Source organism: Microbacterium ureisolvens (assembly GCF_015278315.1).
Lineage (GTDB): Bacteria > Actinomycetota > Actinomycetes > Actinomycetales > Microbacteriaceae > Microbacterium > Microbacterium ureisolvens.
In genome coordinates this window covers 1-17,742 of sequence record NZ_JADIJE010000021.1, presented here as the reverse complement: position 1 = coordinate 17,742, position 17,742 = coordinate 1, and the positions used below count along the sequence as shown (strand labels likewise).

The 17,742-nt window shown below is 71.8% G+C and carries 12 protein-coding genes, 1 tRNA gene, 1 other RNA gene and 1 riboswitch; of the genes, 6 read left to right on the top strand and 8 right to left on the bottom strand.

Going from position 1 to position 17,742, the window contains the following annotated elements; genetic code table 11:
* Positions 1-104: 104 nt before the first annotated feature.
* The 4 genes from IM767_RS19940 to IM767_RS19925 form a co-directional block, all read right to left on the bottom strand.
* Positions 105-189: transfer RNA gene (locus IM767_RS19940), tRNA-Ser, on the bottom strand.
* A gap of 41 nt (positions 190-230) precedes the next feature.
* Positions 231-2,510: a transglutaminase TgpA family protein gene (locus IM767_RS19935; RefSeq protein ID WP_109212173.1), complete on the bottom strand. Its 2,280-nt coding sequence runs from the start codon at positions 2,508-2,510 to the stop codon at positions 231-233.
* Positions 2,497-3,756 carry a DUF58 domain-containing protein gene (locus IM767_RS19930; RefSeq protein ID WP_109212174.1) on the bottom strand — a complete coding sequence of 420 codons (1,260 nt, stop codon included), beginning with the start codon at positions 3,754-3,756 and terminating at the stop codon, positions 2,497-2,499. The genes IM767_RS19935 and IM767_RS19930 overlap by 14 nt, the downstream gene beginning before the upstream one ends.
* A gap of 7 nt (positions 3,757-3,763) precedes the next feature.
* Entirely contained in the window at positions 3,764-4,789 is a 1,026-nt protein-coding gene (locus IM767_RS19925; RefSeq protein ID WP_194398960.1) for an AAA family ATPase, read from the bottom strand.
* 188 nt (positions 4,790-4,977) lie between these two features.
* Here IM767_RS19925 and ffs point away from each other — a divergent pair.
* An RNA gene (ffs, locus tag IM767_RS19920) (signal recognition particle sRNA small type) lies at positions 4,978-5,074 on the top strand.
* A 75-nt stretch (positions 5,075-5,149) separates the two neighbouring features.
* Here the strand turns inward: ffs and IM767_RS19915 are convergent.
* The gene (locus IM767_RS19915) at positions 5,150-5,830 is read right to left on the bottom strand and encodes an NUDIX domain-containing protein (protein WP_109212175.1); all 681 of its coding nucleotides are present in this window, start codon (positions 5,828-5,830) and stop codon (positions 5,150-5,152) included.
* A 111-nt stretch (positions 5,831-5,941) separates the two neighbouring features.
* On the opposite strand from IM767_RS19915, the gene pta reads away from it, so the two are divergent.
* From pta to IM767_RS19895, 4 genes are all read left to right on the top strand, one after another.
* On the top strand, positions 5,942-8,080 hold the full coding sequence (gene pta / locus IM767_RS19910; protein ID WP_109212176.1) for a phosphate acetyltransferase: 2,139 nt from the start codon (positions 5,942-5,944) through the stop codon (positions 8,078-8,080).
* 5 nt (positions 8,081-8,085) lie between these two features.
* Positions 8,086-9,330, top strand: a complete 1,245-nt coding sequence (locus IM767_RS19905) for an acetate/propionate family kinase (RefSeq protein ID WP_109212183.1) — start codon at positions 8,086-8,088, stop codon at positions 9,328-9,330.
* Between the two features lie 94 nt (positions 9,331-9,424).
* Positions 9,425-10,156 carry an HAD family hydrolase gene (locus tag IM767_RS19900; RefSeq protein ID WP_109212177.1) on the top strand — a complete coding sequence of 244 codons (732 nt, stop codon included), beginning with the start codon at positions 9,425-9,427 and terminating at the stop codon, positions 10,154-10,156.
* Complete coding sequence (locus IM767_RS19895) at positions 10,153-12,678, top strand: glycoside hydrolase family 65 protein (protein ID WP_109212178.1); 2,526 nt, start codon at positions 10,153-10,155, stop codon at positions 12,676-12,678. The genes IM767_RS19900 and IM767_RS19895 overlap by 4 nt, the downstream gene beginning before the upstream one ends.
* 478 nt (positions 12,679-13,156) lie before the next feature.
* On the opposite strand, the gene IM767_RS19890 is transcribed toward IM767_RS19895, so the two are convergent.
* From IM767_RS19890 to thiM, 3 genes are all read right to left on the bottom strand, one after another.
* Positions 13,157-14,680: a bifunctional hydroxymethylpyrimidine kinase/phosphomethylpyrimidine kinase gene (locus IM767_RS19890; RefSeq protein WP_198426187.1), complete on the bottom strand. Its 1,524-nt coding sequence runs from the start codon at positions 14,678-14,680 to the stop codon at positions 13,157-13,159.
* The gene (gene thiE, locus IM767_RS19885) at positions 14,677-15,357 is read right to left on the bottom strand and encodes a thiamine phosphate synthase (RefSeq protein ID WP_109212179.1); all 681 of its coding nucleotides are present in this window, start codon (positions 15,355-15,357) and stop codon (positions 14,677-14,679) included. The genes IM767_RS19890 and thiE overlap by 4 nt, the downstream gene beginning before the upstream one ends.
* Positions 15,354-16,181, bottom strand: coding sequence for a hydroxyethylthiazole kinase (thiM, locus tag IM767_RS19880; RefSeq protein ID WP_109212185.1), 828 nt, complete (start codon positions 16,179-16,181; stop codon positions 15,354-15,356). Before thiM ends, thiE begins: the two co-directional genes overlap by 4 nt.
* A riboswitch (TPP riboswitch) is annotated at positions 16,172-16,266 on the bottom strand. Its footprint overlaps the gene before it by 10 nt.
* A gap of 225 nt (positions 16,267-16,491) precedes the next feature.
* Here thiM and IM767_RS19875 point away from each other — a divergent pair.
* A partial coding sequence (locus IM767_RS19875; protein WP_194398959.1) for a DNA polymerase III subunit gamma and tau occupies positions 16,492-17,742 on the top strand: 1,251 nt, incomplete at its 3' end.

Here is a 17,742-nt window from a genome sequence, read left to right as displayed (position 1 = left end):
TCCGGGCCTCTCGGAGACCAAAAGTGAACGATAACTGTGCCACGAACTGTGCCACGGGATCTGAATCGAGTCGCGATCCCTTGAAAACACTGGGATCGCAGGTGCGGAGGATGGGGGATTCGAACCCCCGAGGGCTTGCACCCAACACGCTTTCCAAGCGTGCGCCATAGGCCACTAGGCGAATCCTCCAGGAGGCCCCGGAGGGCCGTCGACCATCCTACCCTGATCGGCTACCGTGCCCGAACCGGCGCAGTTCCGGCGTAGACGCTGCCGGGGCGGATGATGAGCGAGCGCGGGGCCACGAGTGCGAGGATGCGGCGTGACGTCGGCACCGAGGCGAGCAGCGCGACGCGCACCGCGGCCGCCGCGTCGGCTGCGGCATCCCCCATCCAGTAGGAGCGGGTGCCGGCGCGCGAATAGCTGGCGCGCTCGATCGCGATGAGGACGGTGTTCATCTCGGATGCCGGTGCCCCGTGCTCGTCGACGATCCGCCGTGCGAACGCACGCGGGGTCTCGCTGGCGGGCACGGCGATGCCCACGTCGATCGCGGCCTCCTGCACGGCCTGCCACGCGGCCGCCGCATCGCCGTTGCGCGCAGCCGCATCCTGCTGGCGGCGGCGCAGCTCGCGGATCAGGAAGGGCAGCGACAGCAGCACCAGCATCGCCGCCACAGCGCCGAGGATGGGCAGCGGGTCGAGCGCGGTGCGCGTCGCCGATCCGGCAGCCCCGTTGCGCTGCTCCTCCAGGTCGATCTGCGCGGTGTCGCCGGGCGCGGTCGGAGTGGTGGAGCTCTGCGGGGTGGGTGCGTCGGGGTCGGTGGACTGGCCGGGCAGCGCCGCCTCGGAGGTGAAGCTCGTCGGCACGCCGAGCCCGGACGTGGGCTCGAAGGGGATCCAGCCGATGCCGTCGAAGAACACCTCCGGCCACGCGTGCAGCTGCGAGCTCGATACGGTGAACACCGGCTGACCGTCGACGCTCTCGGTGGACGGGGTGCCGGGAAGGTAGCCCACGACGATGCGCGAGGGCATGTTCAGCGTGCGTGCCATCAGAGCGAAGGCGGAGGCGAAATGCACGCAGTAGCCCTGCCGCACCTCGAGGAAGCGGGCCACCGCGTCGGCCCCGCTGCCGTCGAAGCCCTCCTCGACGGGCGCCTCCAGCGAGTAGCGGAACTCCGTGCCCCGGAACCAGCGCTGCAACGCCGTCAGCCGGTCGTAGTCGGTGCCCGCCTCGGCGGTCACCTGGGCGGCGAGCTCGGCGATGGCGGGCGAGACGTCGGTGGGGAGCTCGGTGGTCTCGTCGCGCACCTGCGAGCCGACCGACGTGGCGGCGCGCACCTGCTCGAGGGACGGTCGCGCGGGGGCGAACGCCACCTCGTAGGACTGGCCCTGCGTCGAGCCGCTCGTCGTCGCGACCGTGTGGTTGTACGGCACCGCGCCCCACAGGCCGCCCGCGAGTCCGCTGACGTCGACCGCGGGGTAGGGCACCGGCGCCCACGGGGAGTCGAGGTTCACGACGTCGACCTTCGCGGTGTAGTCCCCGAGCCGGATGTCTTCATCGGAGTCGATCTCTCCGAACGCCCGCTCGCTGTCGAGCGACACCGTCTGCGAGCGGTCCGGCTCCCATACGCCGCCCTCGAAACGCGAGAGGGTCGTGGCCCGCAGGTACGGGACGGAGGGTGCGTCGGTGCGCACGCGCAGCACCGTCGTCTCCTGTGGGCGGCGCAGGTCGTCGCCGAGCTGCAGCGTCGCGTCGATGCCGGGTCCTGGACCCATGCCGGCTCCGGCGCGCGCGCCGGGCTGGGGCAGCACCGGCGTCGCGACGACCGCGACGACGATCGCGATCGCGCCGATCCCCAGTGCGGTCGCGGGGACGCCTGCGGTGCGCTCCGCCTCGCGCTCCAGCGGCTTCTCGCGCGAACGCGTCTCCGACCTGATCAGGAACAGGATCGTCACCGCCAGGAAGACGAACCCGATGACGTCCACGTCGCTCGGGGCCGCGATCGCCGGAATGAGCGAGACGGCGACGATCCCGACGGACGCCAGGAGCGGCATCCGTGCGGTGACCACGACGTGATCGACGATGATCGTCAGCAGGCCCATCGCGCCCACCACGACGAAGGCGAGCGGAAGGGTGGGCTCCAGCGGCGCCGCGCCGACCGTGATCTGCTCCATCGCCGCCTCGACCAGCAGCGGGACGGCGCGGAGGGTGTCGAGAGTCGGGATCACCCACAGGAGGGCGGTGCTGCTCAGGAAGATGAGCGTCATGAAGACGACCCACACACCCGCCTCGATCAGGGTGACGGCGACCGCCGGCAGGCGGTAGCGGCGCGCGGTATAGCCGGCCGCGAGCACCAGGGAGGCCAGGGCGAGAGCGCCGACGAGCCACCACCCGGGATCGATGACGCGCACCACGGGAAGAAGCGCAGCCAGGAGCGCCGCGAGGATGGCGAACGCGAGCAGTCGCTCGCCGCCGCGGGCACGCGCAGGCCGTGCCCGGTCAGCCGACGACATGATGCACCCCCCGCCCGATGGCGTTCGCCCACGGGAGCGCGAGGTCGCTGTCTGCCTGGATCACGGCGACATGCCACCCGTGGTCGGCGGCGACGTCGAGCGCGTCGCCCACGGGATTCGTGCTGAGCAGCACGGGAAGGGTGCTGTGGTGCGCGATGGATCCGAGGGCCAGGGCGTCTGTGGGATCCAGCCGGCCGACGATCAGCACGATGGGGCCGGTCGAGATGCCCGCGAACTGGCGGCTGAGCCGCGGCAGCGCGTCGTCGCGCTGAGCCGTCACGGTCGCGAAGCGCACGAGCATCGCGTCCACCTCGGTCATGTCGCCGCCGTCGATGCGCTCGGCGAGCACGTTGCCCTCGGAATCGATGACCTCGACGGCGTAGCCGTCGTGCACGAGCCGGGAGACCGCCGACACGCACGCCGAGACACCGGCTTCGAATCCGGGATCGACCCCCGGCGCGCGCAGCGCCTCGGGCGCCCACCGCAGCGCCGCGCGATCGAGCACCACGGTGGCCTCGGGGGTGGATTCCTGCTCCTCCTGACGCACCATGAGCTCGTCGCGGTGCGCCGTCGCGCGCCAGTGGATGCGGCGCATGGAGTCGCCCGGCGCATAGGGGCGCGCCACGAGGTTGTCGGCGCCCTGGCCGAGCTGATCGGTGGTGGTGTGCAGCATGCCGCCGGTGGCGCCGGCGTAGTCGATGAGCGGAGCCAGGTCGACGACCGCGGGTGCCACCGTGACGGCCGTGCGGTGGTGGAAGACGACGGTGCGCCGTGCGAGCCCGAACGGATCGGAGGAGCGCACGGTGAGCGGACCGATCGGGTGCACGCCGCGACGCGTGCCGATGACCGAGTACACGAGGTCGATGCTGCGGACGCCGCCGCGCTCGCCGCCCCGCAGGCCCGACCCCAGCGCCGGGAAGGCGCCTTCGGCCTTGCCGCGCAGGCCCTTGGGCAGCGTGTCCTGCCAGGTGCCCGGAGCCGTCGGCAGGGCCGTGCGCACCTCGACACGCACCGACACCCGTGCCTCGCCACCCACGGAGGCGACGTCGGGCACGAGCGATCGCGTGACGGAGTCCGTGCGGCGGCCGACGTAGAGCGAAGCGACGCTCGCCGCGACCACCACGATGAGGAGGATGCCGAAGTACATCAGCTCGACGAGGCTCGCCTCGCCCGCGACGATGAAGCATGCGATCGCCAGGATCACCGCTCCGGTTCCCCGGACGGTCAGCGGCCACACGCGTCTCATGGTCGGCTCACTGACGAGAGGCGATCGGCACCCGCACGCTCGCGGCGATGCGGTCCAGGATCGTCGCGATCGCGTCGGCGGCGTTGGCCGCCCGCGCTCCGCCCGCGGCGCGGGTGGGGATGAGCCGGTGCGCGAACACCGGCGCGAGGAGGGCGGTCACGTCGTCGGGGATGACGAACGCCCGTCCGTCGAGCGCCGCCCACACCTTGGCGGCGCGGGCGAGCTGCAGTGTCGCACGGGGACTCGCTCCGAGGCGGAGGTCGCTGTGGGTGCGGGTGGCCTGGGCCAGCGCGACGGCGTAGTCCTCGATGGCCGGTGCGACGTGCACCGCGCGCGCCCACGCGACGAGCCCGGCCACTTCGTCCGCCGAGACGACGGGGGCGAGCTGGTCGAGCGGGTTGACGGTGTCGCGCTGCCGCAGCATCAGCGCCTCGGATCGAGCATCCGGGTAGCCCATCGAGATCCGCATCATGAACCGGTCGCGCTGAGCCTCGGGCAGGGCGTAGGTGCCCTCCATCTCCAGTGGGTTCTGCGTGGCGACGACGAGGAACGGGTCGGGCACGAAGTGGGTGTGCCCGTCGACGGTCACCTGGCGCTCCTCCATCGCCTCCAGCAGCGCCGACTGGGTCTTGGGGGAGGAGCGGTTGATCTCGTCGGCGATGACGATGTTCGCGAAGATCGCACCCGGCTTGAACTCGAACTCGCGCTCGACGGGGTTGAACACACTGACGCCGGTCACATCACCGGGGAGCAGATCGGGAGTGAACTGGATGCGCCGGACTGTCGCGTCGACGGAGGTCGCCAGGGCGCGTGCGAGCATCGTCTTGCCCACTCCGGGAACGTCCTCGATCAGGAGGTGCCCCTCCGCGAGCAGGCACACCAGCGCGCTGCGCACCGCGTCGGGCTTGCCGTCGATGACGCTGCCGACCGCTTCGAGGATCGCGTCGGTGACTCGCGCAAAACCCTCCGCCGTCAGAGCTCCGCGCTCGCCTGCGTCGCGGGGTGCGGCATCCGTCATCGCGGTATCGGCCATCGCGGACTCCTGTTCCGCCCTGGGTCGAGCGGGTCGCGGGTGAGGCGGGCTCCCTTGCCCACGCGACCGATCCTAATCGCGCGGATAACGGAACGGTATCGCTCGCGCTGGGACAACCCTGGGTGGGCCTGACCGCCCCCTCGGCAGGCCGCGTGGATCGGACGCCGCTCGGAACGGGCTAGACTGGAGCCAGCTCTCCGCGAGGCGGCATCCAGGCCAACTCCCCCAGGACGGAAACGTAGCAAGGGTAACCAGGCTCTGCCGGGTTCGCGGAGAGTCTTACTTTTCCCGGGCGCTTCGACAGGCTCAGCGACCGGAGCGGTCTCAGCGACCGGAGCGGTCTCAGCGACCGGAGCGGTCTCAGCGACCGGAGCGGTCGGCGGCGAAGGGGCCGTCGAGCACCGCCCACTGCAGCAGCATCACGGTCTTCGCGTCCTGGATGCGCCCGTCGCGCACCATCGCGAGAGCCTCGTCGATGTCGAGCTCGAGCAGCTCGATGTGCTCGCCCTCCTCCTCGAGGCCGCCGCGGTCCCCGGTGCGAGAGGCGCCGTCGTACGGCGCCGCATAGAAGTGCAGCCGCTCGGTGACGGAGCCGGGGCTCATGTAGACGTCCCACACGTGCTGGAGCTCGCCGATCTCGACGCCGGTCTCCTCGGCGGCCTCGCGCCGGATCGCCGTCGCAGGGTCGTCTTCGTCGAGGAGCCCGGCCGCCGTCTCGATGAGCAGCCCGTCGGGGTGGTCGTTGACATAGACGGGGTAGCGGAACTGGCGCGTCAGCAGCACCGTGCGCCGCTCGGGGTCGTACAGCAGCACCGTCGCGCCGTTGCCGCGGTCGTACGTCTCGCGCTGCTGCGTCTCCCATCGCCCCGAGGGGGTGCGGTACTCCAGCGTGGTGCGACGCAGCACGTGCCAGGCCGACGCCAGCAGCTCGACATCCGTCACCTTCACGTCGGGATTGCGGTCGAGATCTCGTCCGGTCCGGTCGAGGCCGGTGCGGCCCCGGTGATCGGGAACGTCGATTCCAGGGCGAGACGCGTGCATGCCGTCGAGGGTATCCGGGGGAGGGGTGCCGCGCCGTCTCGGGGCCGGGTGCTGCCTTTGATCCGGTGGCACGCCTGGCCGGGGCCTGCGGCTCGCCCATAGGCTGGACGGGTGGCGCAGAGCATCTACATCACGTCGGCGGAAGGTCACTCGGGCAAATCCACGGTCGCGCTGGGGGTGCTCGACGCGCTGAGTCATGCGACCCCCCGGGTCGGGGTCTTCCGGGCGATCGCGCGGTCGACCGTCGAGCGCGACTACGTGCTCGAGATGCTGCTCGACCACGACGGCGTCGACCTCCCGTACGACGAGTGCATCGGCGTCACGTACGACGACGTGCGTCAGGATCCGGATGCCGCGCTCGCGACGATCGTCGAGCGCTACAAGGCGGTCGAGGCCCAGTGCGACGCCGTCGTGATCGTCGGCAGCGACTACACCGATGTCGGAAGCCCGGCCGAGCTGGCGTACAACGCCCGCATCGCGGCCAACCTCGGGGCACCGGTGCTGCTGGTGCTCGGCGGACGGTCGGCGCAGAACCAGACGCAGCCGGAGCAGCTCGGCTCGTCGCTCGCGCGGACGCCGGCCGAGATGGGGCAGATCGCCGATCTCGCGCTCGCCGAGCTCGCCCACGGCCGAGCCAAGCTGTTCGCCGTCGTCGCCAACCGCGCCGATCCCGTCCGCACCGACGAGACGGTCGCGGCCATCCGCCGGTCGATCCACGCGCATCTCGGCGCCGCGCCCAGCACGCCGGTGCCGGTGTGGGCGATCCCCGAGGACCGCTTCCTCGTCGCGCCGTCGATCCGCGGCATCATGCGCTCGGTCGACGGTGAGATGCTCGCCGGCGATCCGAATCGCCTCACGCGCGAGGCGCTCGCGGTCGTGGTGGCGGGCATGTCCATGGTGAACGTGCTGCCGCGCCTGTTGGAGGGCGCCGTCGTCGTCATCCCCGCCGACCGCTCAGAAGTGCTGCTCGCGACCCTGCTCGCCAACGCCTCCGGCACCTTTCCGTCCATCTCCGGCATCGTGCTCAACGGCGGCTTCGAGATCCCCGAGCCGGTGACGCGCCTGATCGACGGGCTCGGCTCGAGCGTGCCGATCATCACGACCGAGCTCGGCACCTACGAGACTGCGGTGCGCATCATGGGCACCCGTGGCCGGCTGGCGGCCGACTCGCAGCGCCGGTACGACACCGCGCTCGCGCTCTTCGAGCAGAGCGTCGACACCGATGAGCTGCTCGTGGCGTTCGGCCTGGCTCGCGCCACGGTGGTCACGCCGCTCATGTTCGAGTTCCAGCTGATCGAGCGGGCGCGCGCGGAGCGCAAGCGGATCGTGCTGCCCGAGGGCGACGACGATCGCGTGCTGCGCGCCGCCGCCACCGTCCTCAAGCGCGGCATCGCCGACCTCGTGATCCTCGGCGAGCCGTTCGAGGTGCGTGCCCGTGCGATCGAGCTCGGCATCGACATCCAGGCGGCCGAGGTGCTCTCGCCGCTGGACGCCGTCCACGTGCACAAGTTCGCCGAGGAGTACGCGCGGCTGCGCGCCCACAAGGGTGTCACCGTCGCCCAGGCCGCCGACACCGTCACCGACGTCTCGTACTTCGGCACGATGATGGTGCACCTCGGCCTGGCCGACGGCATGGTGTCGGGCGCCGCCCACACGACCGCGCACACGATCCGTCCGGCGTTCGAGATCATCAAGACCAAGCCCGGCGTCTCGGTGGTCTCCAGCGTCTTCCTCATGGCCCTCGCCGACCGCGTGCTCGTCTACGGCGACTGCGCCGTCATCCCCGACCCGACCAGCGAGCAGCTCTCCGACATCGCGATCTCGTCGGCCGCGACCGCCGCGCAGTTCGGCATCCATCCGCGCGTGGCGATGCTGTCGTACTCGACGGGCGAGTCGGGGTCGGGTGCGGATGTCGAGAAGGTGAGGGATGCCACGGCCCTCGTCCGCTCGCGAGCCCCGGAGCTCCTCGTCGAAGGGCCGATCCAGTACGACGCCGCGGCCGACGCGGCCGTGGCGGCAGCGAAGATGCCGGGATCCGAGGTCGCCGGACGCGCCACGGTCTTCGTCTTCCCGGACCTCAACACCGGCAACAACACATACAAGGCGGTGCAGCGGTCGGCCGGCGCGGTCGCCATCGGCCCCGTGCTGCAGGGCCTCAACAAGCCGATCAACGACCTCTCCCGCGGCGCCCTCGTCGACGACATCGTCAACACGATCGCCATCACCGCGATCCAGGCGCAGGGGGAGTGACTCCGATGACACCGGTGCTCGTCATCAACAGCGGCTCGTCGTCGTTCAAGTACCAGCTGCTCGACATGGACACCGAGCGCACGCTGGCCTCGGGGCTCGTGGAGCGCATCGGCGCGGACACCGGCGTCGCGCGCCACACCGTGTACGCCGCTCCGACCGGAGCGGCGACCGGGGAGACGGTCGGCACCCCGACCTTCCTGGATGCGACGCGCACGCGCGAGCTGCCCATCCCGGATCACACGGCGGGTTTCGGCGTGATGCTCGACGCGTTCGCCTCGGACGGGCCATCGCTCGAGGGCACCCCGCCGATAGCCGTGGGCCACCGGGTCGTGCACGGCGGGGCGCGGTTCTTCGAGCCGACCCTCATCACCCCGCTGGTCGAGATCAACATCGACGAGCTCTCGGTGCTCGCACCGCTCCACAATCCGGCGAACCTCGCCGGCATCGTCGCCGCGCGCGAGGCGTTCCCCGATGTGCCGCACGTGGCGGTGTTCGACACGGCCTTCCACCAGACGCTCGCGCCCGCGGCCTATACCTACGCCATCGACGCCGAGGTCGCGGCATCCCACCGCATCCGCCGGTACGGCTTCCACGGCACGTCGCACAAGTTCGTCAGCGAGGCGGCTGCGGCCTTCCTCGGGCGTCCGCTCGCCGAGCTCAAGCAGATCGTCTTCCACCTCGGCAACGGCGCGTCGGTCACCGCGATCGACGGCGGCCGCTCGATCGACACCTCGATGGGGTTCACGCCGCTCGAGGGCCTGGTGATGGGCACGCGCTCGGGAGACATCGATCCCGCCGTGCTGTTCCAGCTCGCCCGCCGGGCCGGCATGTCGATCGACGACCTCGACGACCTGCTCAACAAGCGCAGCGGCCTGCTCGGGCTCGCCGGCTCCAACGATCTGCGAGACATCCGCGCCGGCATCGAGGCGGGCGACCCGCACGCGATCCTCGCCTTCCAGGTCTACGTCCACCGGCTCCGCGGCTACGCCGGCGCCTACCTCGCCCAGCTGGGCGGCGCCGACGTCATCTCGTTCACGGCCGGCGTCGGCGAGAACGCGCCCCACGTGCGTGCCGGGGCTCTCGAGACCCTCGGCTTCGCCGGCGTCGAGATCGACCCCGAGCGCAACGAGAGCCCGCAGCGCGGCATCCGTGTGATCTCGACGGATGCCTCGGCCGTGACGGTCCTCGTCGTCCCGACCGATGAGGAGCTCGAGATCGCCCGTCAGACCCTGAGTGTTGCCGCGACGTAACCGTCAAGGGTGTGAACCGGACACGCGGCCGCATTACGCTTGCTGAACGGCGCGAAGGAGTGCCGACGCACCCGCACCCCTACCCGGAGGTTCTGTGGCTCACGACGCCCTGCCCGATCTGACCGCCTATGACGCCGTGCTGTTCGATCTGGACGGCGTTCTGACGCCGACCGCCGAAGTGCACATGCACGCGTGGCAGTCGATGTTCGAAGAGCTCTTCGCCGACTGGGACATCACCCCGCCCTACACCGAGCGCGACTACTTCGACCATCTGGACGGCAAGAAGCGCTACGACGGCGTCGCCGCCCTGCTGCGGTCGCGCGACGTCGAAGTGCCGTGGGGCGACCCGTCCGATCCTCCGACGGCCGACACGGTGTGCGGCATCGGCAACCGCAAGAACGCGGTGTTCGAGCGCGTCCTGCGCGCCGAGGGCATCTCGCCCTACCCGGGCTCCCTGCAGCTGCTCGACGTCCTCGCGGCGGCCGGCACCCCGGTCGCCGTGGTGTCGAGCTCCAAGAACGCGGAGGAGGTCCTCGCGGCAGCCGGCATCCGTGACCGGTTCCCCGTCGTGATGGACGGGGTCATCGCCGAACGCGACCACCTCGCCTCCAAGCCCGCTCCGGACGTCTTCGTGGAGGCGGCACGGATGCTGCAGGTCGAGCCCGCCCGCAGCGTCGCCGTCGAGGACGCCATCAGCGGCGTCCAGTCCGCCGCCGCCGGGGGCTTCGCTCTCGTGGTCGGCGTCGACCGCGGAGCCGGCGAGGACGACCTCGTTGAGGCGGGCGCAAACGTGGTGGTCCAGGACCTCGAGGAGTTCGCACGATGATGGATCGCGACCGGTTCCCCGTCGACCCGTGGCGCCTCGTCGAAACGTCGTTCGACCTCGACGACGCGGGCGTCACCGAGACGCTGTTCGCCGTGGGCAACGGCTACCTGGGGTTGCGCGGCAACCACCCCGAAGGCCGTCACGCGCACGAGCACGGCACGTTCATCAACGGGTTCCACGAGACGTTCCCGATCCGGCACGCCGAGCAGGCGTACGGCTTCGCCGAGGTCGGGCAGACCATCATCAACGCGCCCGATGCGAAGGTGATGCGGGTCTACGTCGACGACGAGCCGCTGTCGCTCGACGTCGCCGATGTGCGCGAGTACGAGCGCGTGCTCGACATGCGCGACGGCGTGATGCGCCGCCACACGGTGTGGGTGACGCCGTCGGGCAAGGAGGTGCGGATCGAGATCCAGCGCCTCGTGTCGTTCGAAGAGAAGCACCTCGCCGTGATGAGCGTCGACGTCACCGTGCTCAACGCCGACGCGCCGGTGACGATCAGCTCGCAGATCATCAACCGGCAGGACGGCGAGGACGTCTACGGCGGCACCCCGAGCGCCCCCAAGCGCGCGGGCTTCGACCCCCGCAAGACCGAGAAGCTCCACGAGCGCGTGCTGCAGCCGCAGGAGTACTGGCAGGACAAGCTGCGCGCGGCGCTGTCGTACCGCGTGACGGACTCCGGAATGACGATCGCGGTCGTGGCCGATCACCTGGTCGAGACCGAGAACGACTACACCACGCGCACCCTCATCGAGCCCGACATCGCGAAGAACGTCTTCCGGGTCCAGGCCAAGGCCGGCGTGCCGGTGCGGGTGACCAAGCTCGTGAGCTACCACACCTCACGCGGAGTTCCCGCCCGCGAGCTCGTGGACCGCTGCCGCCGCACCCTCGACCGCGCCCTCGATGAGGGCGTCGAGGCCGTGCGCGCCCGGCAGCGTGCGTGGCTCGACGCGTTCTGGGAGCGCTCGGACGTGCGCATCGGCGACCACGACGACCTGCAGCAGGCGACCCGGTGGTGCCTGTTCCAGCTGGCTCAGGCCTCCGCCCGCGCCGACGGGCAGGGGGTGCCCGCGAAGGGCATGACGGGCTCGGGGTACTCCGGCCACTACTTCTGGGACACCGAGATCTACGTGCTCCCCTTCCTCGCGTACACGACGCCCCTGTGGGCTCGCAACGCGCTGCGGATGCGGTACCTCATGCTCCCGGCCGCGCGCCGGCGCGCCTTCCAACTGAACGAGGCGGGCGCGCTGTTCCCGTGGCGCACGATCAACGGCGAAGAGGCATCAGCCTATTACGCCGCCGGCACGGCGCAGTACCACATCAACGCCGACGTCAGCTATGCGCTCGCCAAGTACGTCCGCGCGACGGGAGACGAGGAGTTCCTCCACCGCGAGGGCGTCGACATCGCCGTCGAGACGGCGCGACTGTGGGCGACGCTGGGATTCTGGCGCTCGAACGACGGCGTGATCGACGGCGAGGGCGACACCTTCCACATCCACGGTGTCACGGGGCCTGACGAGTACACGACGGTCGTCAACGACAACCTGTTCACGAACGTCATGGCGCGCTTCAACCTGCGCTTCGCCGCCCGGACCGTCCGCGAGATGGCAGAGGTCGACGGCGAGGTCTACCGGCAGATGGTGGATCGCCTGGCGCTCGAGCCGGGGGAGCCCGAGGCGTGGGAGCACGCCGCGGAGGCCATGCACATCCCGTTCAGCCCGACCCTCGGCATCCACCCGCAGGATCACGTCTTCCTCGAGCGCGAGATCTGGGATCTCGAGAACACTCCGCCCGACAAGCGGCCGCTGCTGCTGCACTTCCACCCGCTGGTGATCTACCGGTACCAGGTGCTCAAGCAGGCCGATGTGGTGCTCGCACTGTTCCTGCAGGGCAACCACTTCTCGGACGAGGACAAGCTCGCCGACTTCGAGTACTACGACCCGCTGACCACCGGCGACTCGACGCTGTCGGCCGTCGTGCAGGCGATCCTCGCCGCGGAAGTCGGCTACCAGGACCTCGCGCTGGAGTACTTCCGGCAGTCGATCTTCGTCGACCTCGGCGACCTCCACCACAACGCCGCCGACGGCGTGCACGTCGCGTCGGCCGGTGGCGTGTGGACCGCGCTCGTCGCCGGCTTCGGCGGCATGCGCGACCACTTCGGCGAGCTCTCGTTCGATCCGCGGCTCCCGGCGGCCTGGCCGTCGCTGGAGTTCGTGCTGCACTGGCACGGCACGCGCCTGGTCGTCACCGTGACGCGCGAGGAGCTGCGCGTGCGCGCCACCGAGGGCGACCCCGTCGGCTTCAGCGTGCGCGGGGTCGGCTACGTCGTGGGCGCCGGTGAAGAGGTCGTGGCGCCGCTGGACGGGCAGGGTCCCGTGATCTCGGGGCGCCCGACGCTGCGCGAGCTCGGCGACGCGCGCCGCGAGGACGGGTCGCTGCTGTCGGCCTCGGTGCCCACCGTCACCTCCGCGATCCCGATCGTGGTGGGTGCGACCGACGTCGAGCAGGGCGTCGACGTCTGACGCTGGCCCCGGATCAGGTGATGCGACCAAAACAGGACGATCCGCGGGCATCCGTCCTGCCGCCGCATCATCTCCTGATCTGGTGACGACGGACGTCGAGCAGGGCATCGACGTCTGATCGCTGGCCCCGGATCAGGTGATGCGACGAAAGCAGGACGATCCGCGGGGATTCGTCCTGCCGCCGCATCATCTCCTGATCTGGTGACGACGGACGTCGAGCAGGGCATCGACGTCTGATCGCTGGCCCCGGATCAGGTGATGCGACGAAAACAGGACGATCCGCAGGGATTCGTCCTGCCGCCGCATCATCTCCTGATCTGGTGACGACGGATGCCGAGCGCGACGCCGCCGACGCCTCGCACGTCCGACGCTTCGCCGTCCGCGGACCGGCGGATCGACCCTCGTTGTCGGGGGTGGACGGTAGACGGCGGGCGGCGCGGGAACGCCGCCGGTGTGCGGTACCCGTTGCGCCGATCCGTCAGCTCCCGCCGGGCGACGGTGTCGCGGCCGCCGCGAAGAACTCCCGCTCGTGCGCCATCGAGCGCGCGAAGGCGGCGTCCATGCGCGCGCGCTCGAGCGGTCCGGCTTCGCGGGCTGCGGCATCCGCGATCTCGGTCGCCCGTGCGGTGGCCGCGGTGAACGCGGGGTCGCCGTACATGGCGAGCCAGTCGTCGTACGGATGCCCGGCGTGGCGGCGGGCCGCGAGGCGGATGCCGAGGTCGGTGTACAGCCAGAAGCACGGCAGCAGCGCCGCCACGAGTTCGCCGTAGGATCCGGCGGACGCGTGCAGGTGGTTCGTGTAGGCGAGCGTCTGCGGCGCGGGGAGGGCGGCGGCCGACCCGAGATGCGACTCGTGCAGCCGGCGCTCCTCGACGATCGACGACTCCGCCGACCGCGCCCAGAACGCCTGCTCCGCGGGCGTCGGGGCGAGCGCGCTCGCCTTCGCCAGCACGCGGGAGTACTCGCCGAGATAGAGCGCGTCCTGCGCGAGGTAGCGCAGGAAGGTCTCGCGCGGCAGCGTGCCGTCGCCGAGCCCGCGCACGAAGTCGAGTTCGTCGACGTCGGCGCGCACTCCGGCGGCGGCCTCCCACACGCGCGACGACCACGTCGCGTCAGAGAACCCCGTGGTGCCGGTGGCCCTTCCGGCGGCGGTGCCGCGCAGCTCGTGGAAGTGGTCGATCGGGCCGTTGCCCTCGCCCACCCGCAGGGCGTCGGCGTGGGCGAGGGCGCCGTTGAGCCACGTCTTCGCGCGCTCCAGGGCGTCGGGCCAGGTCGCTCCGCCCGCGGCCAGCGTCGCCATCGCCGACGAGAGCGAGCAGCCTGTGCCGTGGGTGTTGCGCGTGCGGACCCGCGTGCCCGAGACCTGGTGCACCGCCCCGCCGGGCGCGACGATCGCGTCGGGACTGTCGGCGCCGTCGAGGTGCCCGCCCTTGAGCAGCACGGTGGTGCCGGTCGCCCCTGCGACCGCCCGCGCGTCGTCGAGCGCCTGCATCCACGTCGTGGCGCGGGGGCGCCGCGCCAGCACCGCGAGCTCGGCGAGGTTCGGGGTCACGAGGTCGACCTCGCCCGCGAGCTCGCGCAGGGCCACGTCGGCTGCGGGATCGAGCAGTCGGTCGCCGCTGGTGGCCACCATCACCGGGTCGAGCACCACGACCGGCGGGCGCACGCGCCCGAGCCAGTCCCGCACGGCGGCGATGATCGCGGCGGACTGGAGCATGCCGATCTTCACCGCGTCGATCTCGACGTCGTCCGACACGGCTTCGAGCTGCGCGGTGAGGAACGCCGTCGGCGGCACGTGCACCTCACGCACGCCAAGGGTGTTCTGGGCGACCAACGCGGTGACCACCGCCATGCCGTACCCGCCGAGCGCACCGATGGACTTGAGGTCGGCCTGCACGCCCGCGCCGCCGGTCGGATCGGTGCCCGCGATGCTCAGCACGCGGGGGATCGCCGCCACGCGCACGCCCGACGTGGGGGAAGCGGAGAGGGCGGTGTCGGTCATCGCGCGACCTCCGCATCCGCGAGCGCCGGGGCGTCGGCGGCGCGGCGCAGCGCCTGGGCCGCCTCGGCGGGATCGGTCGCGCCGCAGATCGCCGAGACGACCGCGATGCCCGCGGCTCCCGCGGCGCGCAGCGCTGCGACGTCGTCCACTTCCACCCCGCCGATCGCGACGCACGGCAGCGGCGCCTCCGCGGCGAATGCGGCGAAGCCGTCGACGCCGAGCGCCGGCGGGTGGTCGGGCTTGGTCGACGTGGGTCGGATCACGCCGACGCCCAGGTAGTCGAGCACTCCTGGAGGCAGAGCGGATGCCGCAGCCCGGTGCGCCGGGGAGTTCGCGGTCCACCCGATGACGGCGTGCGGGCCGAGCAGCCGTCGCGCGGTCTCGGGCGGCAGGTCGCCCTGGCCGAGATGCACGCCGTCGACGCGAGCGCCGGCGTCGCGCGCGGCGAGCGCCACGTCGACGCGGTCGTTGACGAGCAGCAGACACCGGCGGTCGATGACGTCCGACAGCGCCAGCGCCTGGCGAAGGAGCTCTCGCGCCGACACGGACTTCGTGCGCAGCTGCACGACGTCCACGCCCGCGCCGGCGGCCGCGTCCACGATGTCGACGAGCCGGTGAAACGGCACGCGATCGTCGGTGACGAGATGCAGGGCGAGACGGCAGGCCTGCCGGCTCATCGCGTCGCCAGGGCGTCGGCGACGCGCGCGTCGAGCCCGGCGGGTGCCGCCGCCACGGCGTCGAGGGCGTCGAGGAATGCCACGGCGAACGAGCCGGGGCCGTCGGCGCGGACCGCCGCCCGTTCGGAGGCGACGGCATAGAGGACGGATGCCGCCACCGCCGCCTGCAGCGGCGCGCACACGCCCAGGAACGCGGCCATCACCGCCCCGAGCGAGCATCCGCCGCCGGTGATGCGGGTGAGCAGGGCGTCCCCACCCGCGAGGCGGATCACGCGCTCCCCGTCCGTGACGAGATCGACGGGCCCCGACACGGCGACCACCCCGCCCGTGCGGAGGGCGAGCGAGCGCGCTGCGCCGGCCGCGGCATCCGGTCCGTCCGTCGCGTCGACGCCGCGTCCGCCGGCACCGGCTCCTGCCAGCGCCAGGATCTCCGACGCGTTGCCGCGGATGATCGCGGGGCGGTGTTCGAGCAGCTCGGCGGCCAGGGCCGTGCGCACCGGGAGCACGCCGACGGCGACAGGGTCGAGCACCCAGCGGGTCGTACTGCGCACCGCCTCACGGGCGGCCTCGCGCTGCTCGGCGGTCGGCGTGCCGAGGTTCACCAGCACGCCGTCGGCGATGCCGGCGAACAGGTCCGCCTCGCCCGGGATGTCGCACATCGCCGGGGCGGCACCCACGGCGAGGAGCGCGTTCGCGGTGAAGTTCGTGACCACCGCGTTGGTGATGCACTGCACCAGCGGCGCCGACTCGCGCAGCGCGGTCAGCGCGGCGGCCGGAGCCAGACGGGACAGATCGGACGGGTGGTCTTCGGCGCGCGCATTCATCGCGACATCCCTTCGCTCGCATGATCGAGATCAGGTTCGACGGGTGTGTTCTCAGCCCGCCGTGCGGGCACCCCGTGTCACTGCCGAGCAATCTAGCAGGCGATCGCGGCGCGTCCGCCCCGTGTGTCGTCGCGATCGTCGCCGGGGGGCGTCACGGTGATCGCCGGGCGGTCGACGCGCCCCCACCGTGCGGCGGCCGCCGTGCGCGTCGTGGCTGTCGCAGCCCAACGGTCGATGCGCCCTCGGTGTCGGTCGCCGAGCCCGCCGAAGCGGGCGGCGCGATGTCGGCCCCACGCCGTAGGCTGGGGGAGTGACCACCGCCCTCTACCGCCGCTACCGGCCCGAGTCGTTCGGCGAGATGATCGGTCAGTCGCAGGTCACCGAACCGCTGATGACCGCTCTTCGCGGCGACCGCGTCGGCCACGCCTACCTGTTCTCGGGGCCGCGCGGGTGCGGAAAGACCACGTCCGCCCGCATTCTGGCGCGTTGCCTCAACTGCGCCCAGGGTCCGACCGACACCCCGTGCGGCACGTGCGAGAGCTGCGTCGAGCTCGGTCGCGGCGGCGCAGGCTCGCTCGATGTCGTCGAGATCGACGCTGCCAGCCACAACGGCGTCGACGACGCCCGCGACCTGCGCGAGCGCGCGGTGTTCGCCCCGGCCCGCGATCGCTTCAAGATCTTCATCCTCGACGAGGCGCACATGGTCACCCCGCAGGGCTTCAACGCCCTGCTGAAGCTGGTCGAAGAGCCGCCCGACCACGTCAAGTTCATCTTCGCGACCACCGAGCCCGAGAAGGTCATCGGCACGATCCGCTCGCGCACGCACCACTACCCGTTCCGCCTCGTGCCGCCCGGCGCCATGCTCGAGTACGTCGAGCAGCTGTGCGAGCAGGAGGGCGTCGACGTCGAGCAGGGCGTGCTGCCGCTCGTCGTGCGCGCCGGCGGCGGCTCGCCGCGTGACACGCTGTCGCTCCTCGACCAGCTGATCGCCGGCTCGGAGGACGCGAAGGTCACCTACGCGCGCGCGGTCGCGCTGCTCGGCTACACGCACGCCGAACTGCTCGACGAGGTCGTCGACGCGTTCGCCGGCGCCGACGCCTCGGCCGCCTTCGCCGCGGTCGACCGCGTCGTGCAGACCGGTCAGGATCCGCGCCGCTTCGTCGACGACCTGCTCGAGCGCCTGCGCGACCTCATCGTCGTCGCGGCCACCGGCCAGGGCGCGGCGGCCGTGCTGCGAGGCATCTCGGCCGAAGACCTCGCGCGCATGCAGCGCCAGGCAGACGCCTTCGGTCCTTCGCGTCTGTCGCACATCGCCGACCTGGTGATCGCCACCCTCGACGACATGACCGGCGCCACATCGCCCCGCCTCCAGCTCGAGCTCATGGTCGCCCGCGTGCTGGCGCGGGGAGCGGATGCCGCGCCCGCAGCCTCCGCGACGACCGGGGTCGCCGCGGCCACTCCGGCCGCACAGGCTCCGGCCGCGCAGGCTCCGGCCGGTCAGGCGCCGGTCGCACAGGCGCCGGTCGCACAGACGCCGGTCGCACAGACGCCGGCTCCGGCC

What these genes read in the sequence shown, in the direction of transcription:
- IM767_RS19890 (WP_198426187.1), bottom strand. Translation starts at nt 14,680, where the DNA reads ATGACCGACACCGCCCTCTCCGCTTCCCCCACGTCGGGCGTGCGCGTG.
- IM767_RS19905 (WP_109212183.1), top strand. Translation starts at nt 8,086, where the DNA reads ATGACACCGGTGCTCGTCATCAACAGCGGCTCGTCGTCGTTCAAGTAC.
- IM767_RS19915 (WP_109212175.1), bottom strand. Translation starts at nt 5,830, where the DNA reads ATGCACGCGTCTCGCCCTGGAATCGACGTTCCCGATCACCGGGGCCGC.
- IM767_RS19935 (WP_109212173.1), bottom strand. Translation starts at nt 2,510, where the DNA reads ATGTCGTCGGCTGACCGGGCACGGCCTGCGCGTGCCCGCGGCGGCGAG.
- IM767_RS19930 (WP_109212174.1), bottom strand. Translation starts at nt 3,756, where the DNA reads ATGAGACGCGTGTGGCCGCTGACCGTCCGGGGAACCGGAGCGGTGATC.
- thiE (WP_109212179.1), bottom strand. Translation starts at nt 15,357, where the DNA reads ATGAGCCGGCAGGCCTGCCGTCTCGCCCTGCATCTCGTCACCGACGAT.
- thiM (WP_109212185.1), bottom strand. Translation starts at nt 16,181, where the DNA reads ATGAATGCGCGCGCCGAAGACCACCCGTCCGATCTGTCCCGTCTGGCT.
- IM767_RS19895 (WP_109212178.1), top strand. Translation starts at nt 10,153, where the DNA reads ATGATGGATCGCGACCGGTTCCCCGTCGACCCGTGGCGCCTCGTCGAA.
- IM767_RS19925 (WP_194398960.1), bottom strand. Translation starts at nt 4,789, where the DNA reads ATGGCCGATACCGCGATGACGGATGCCGCACCCCGCGACGCAGGCGAG.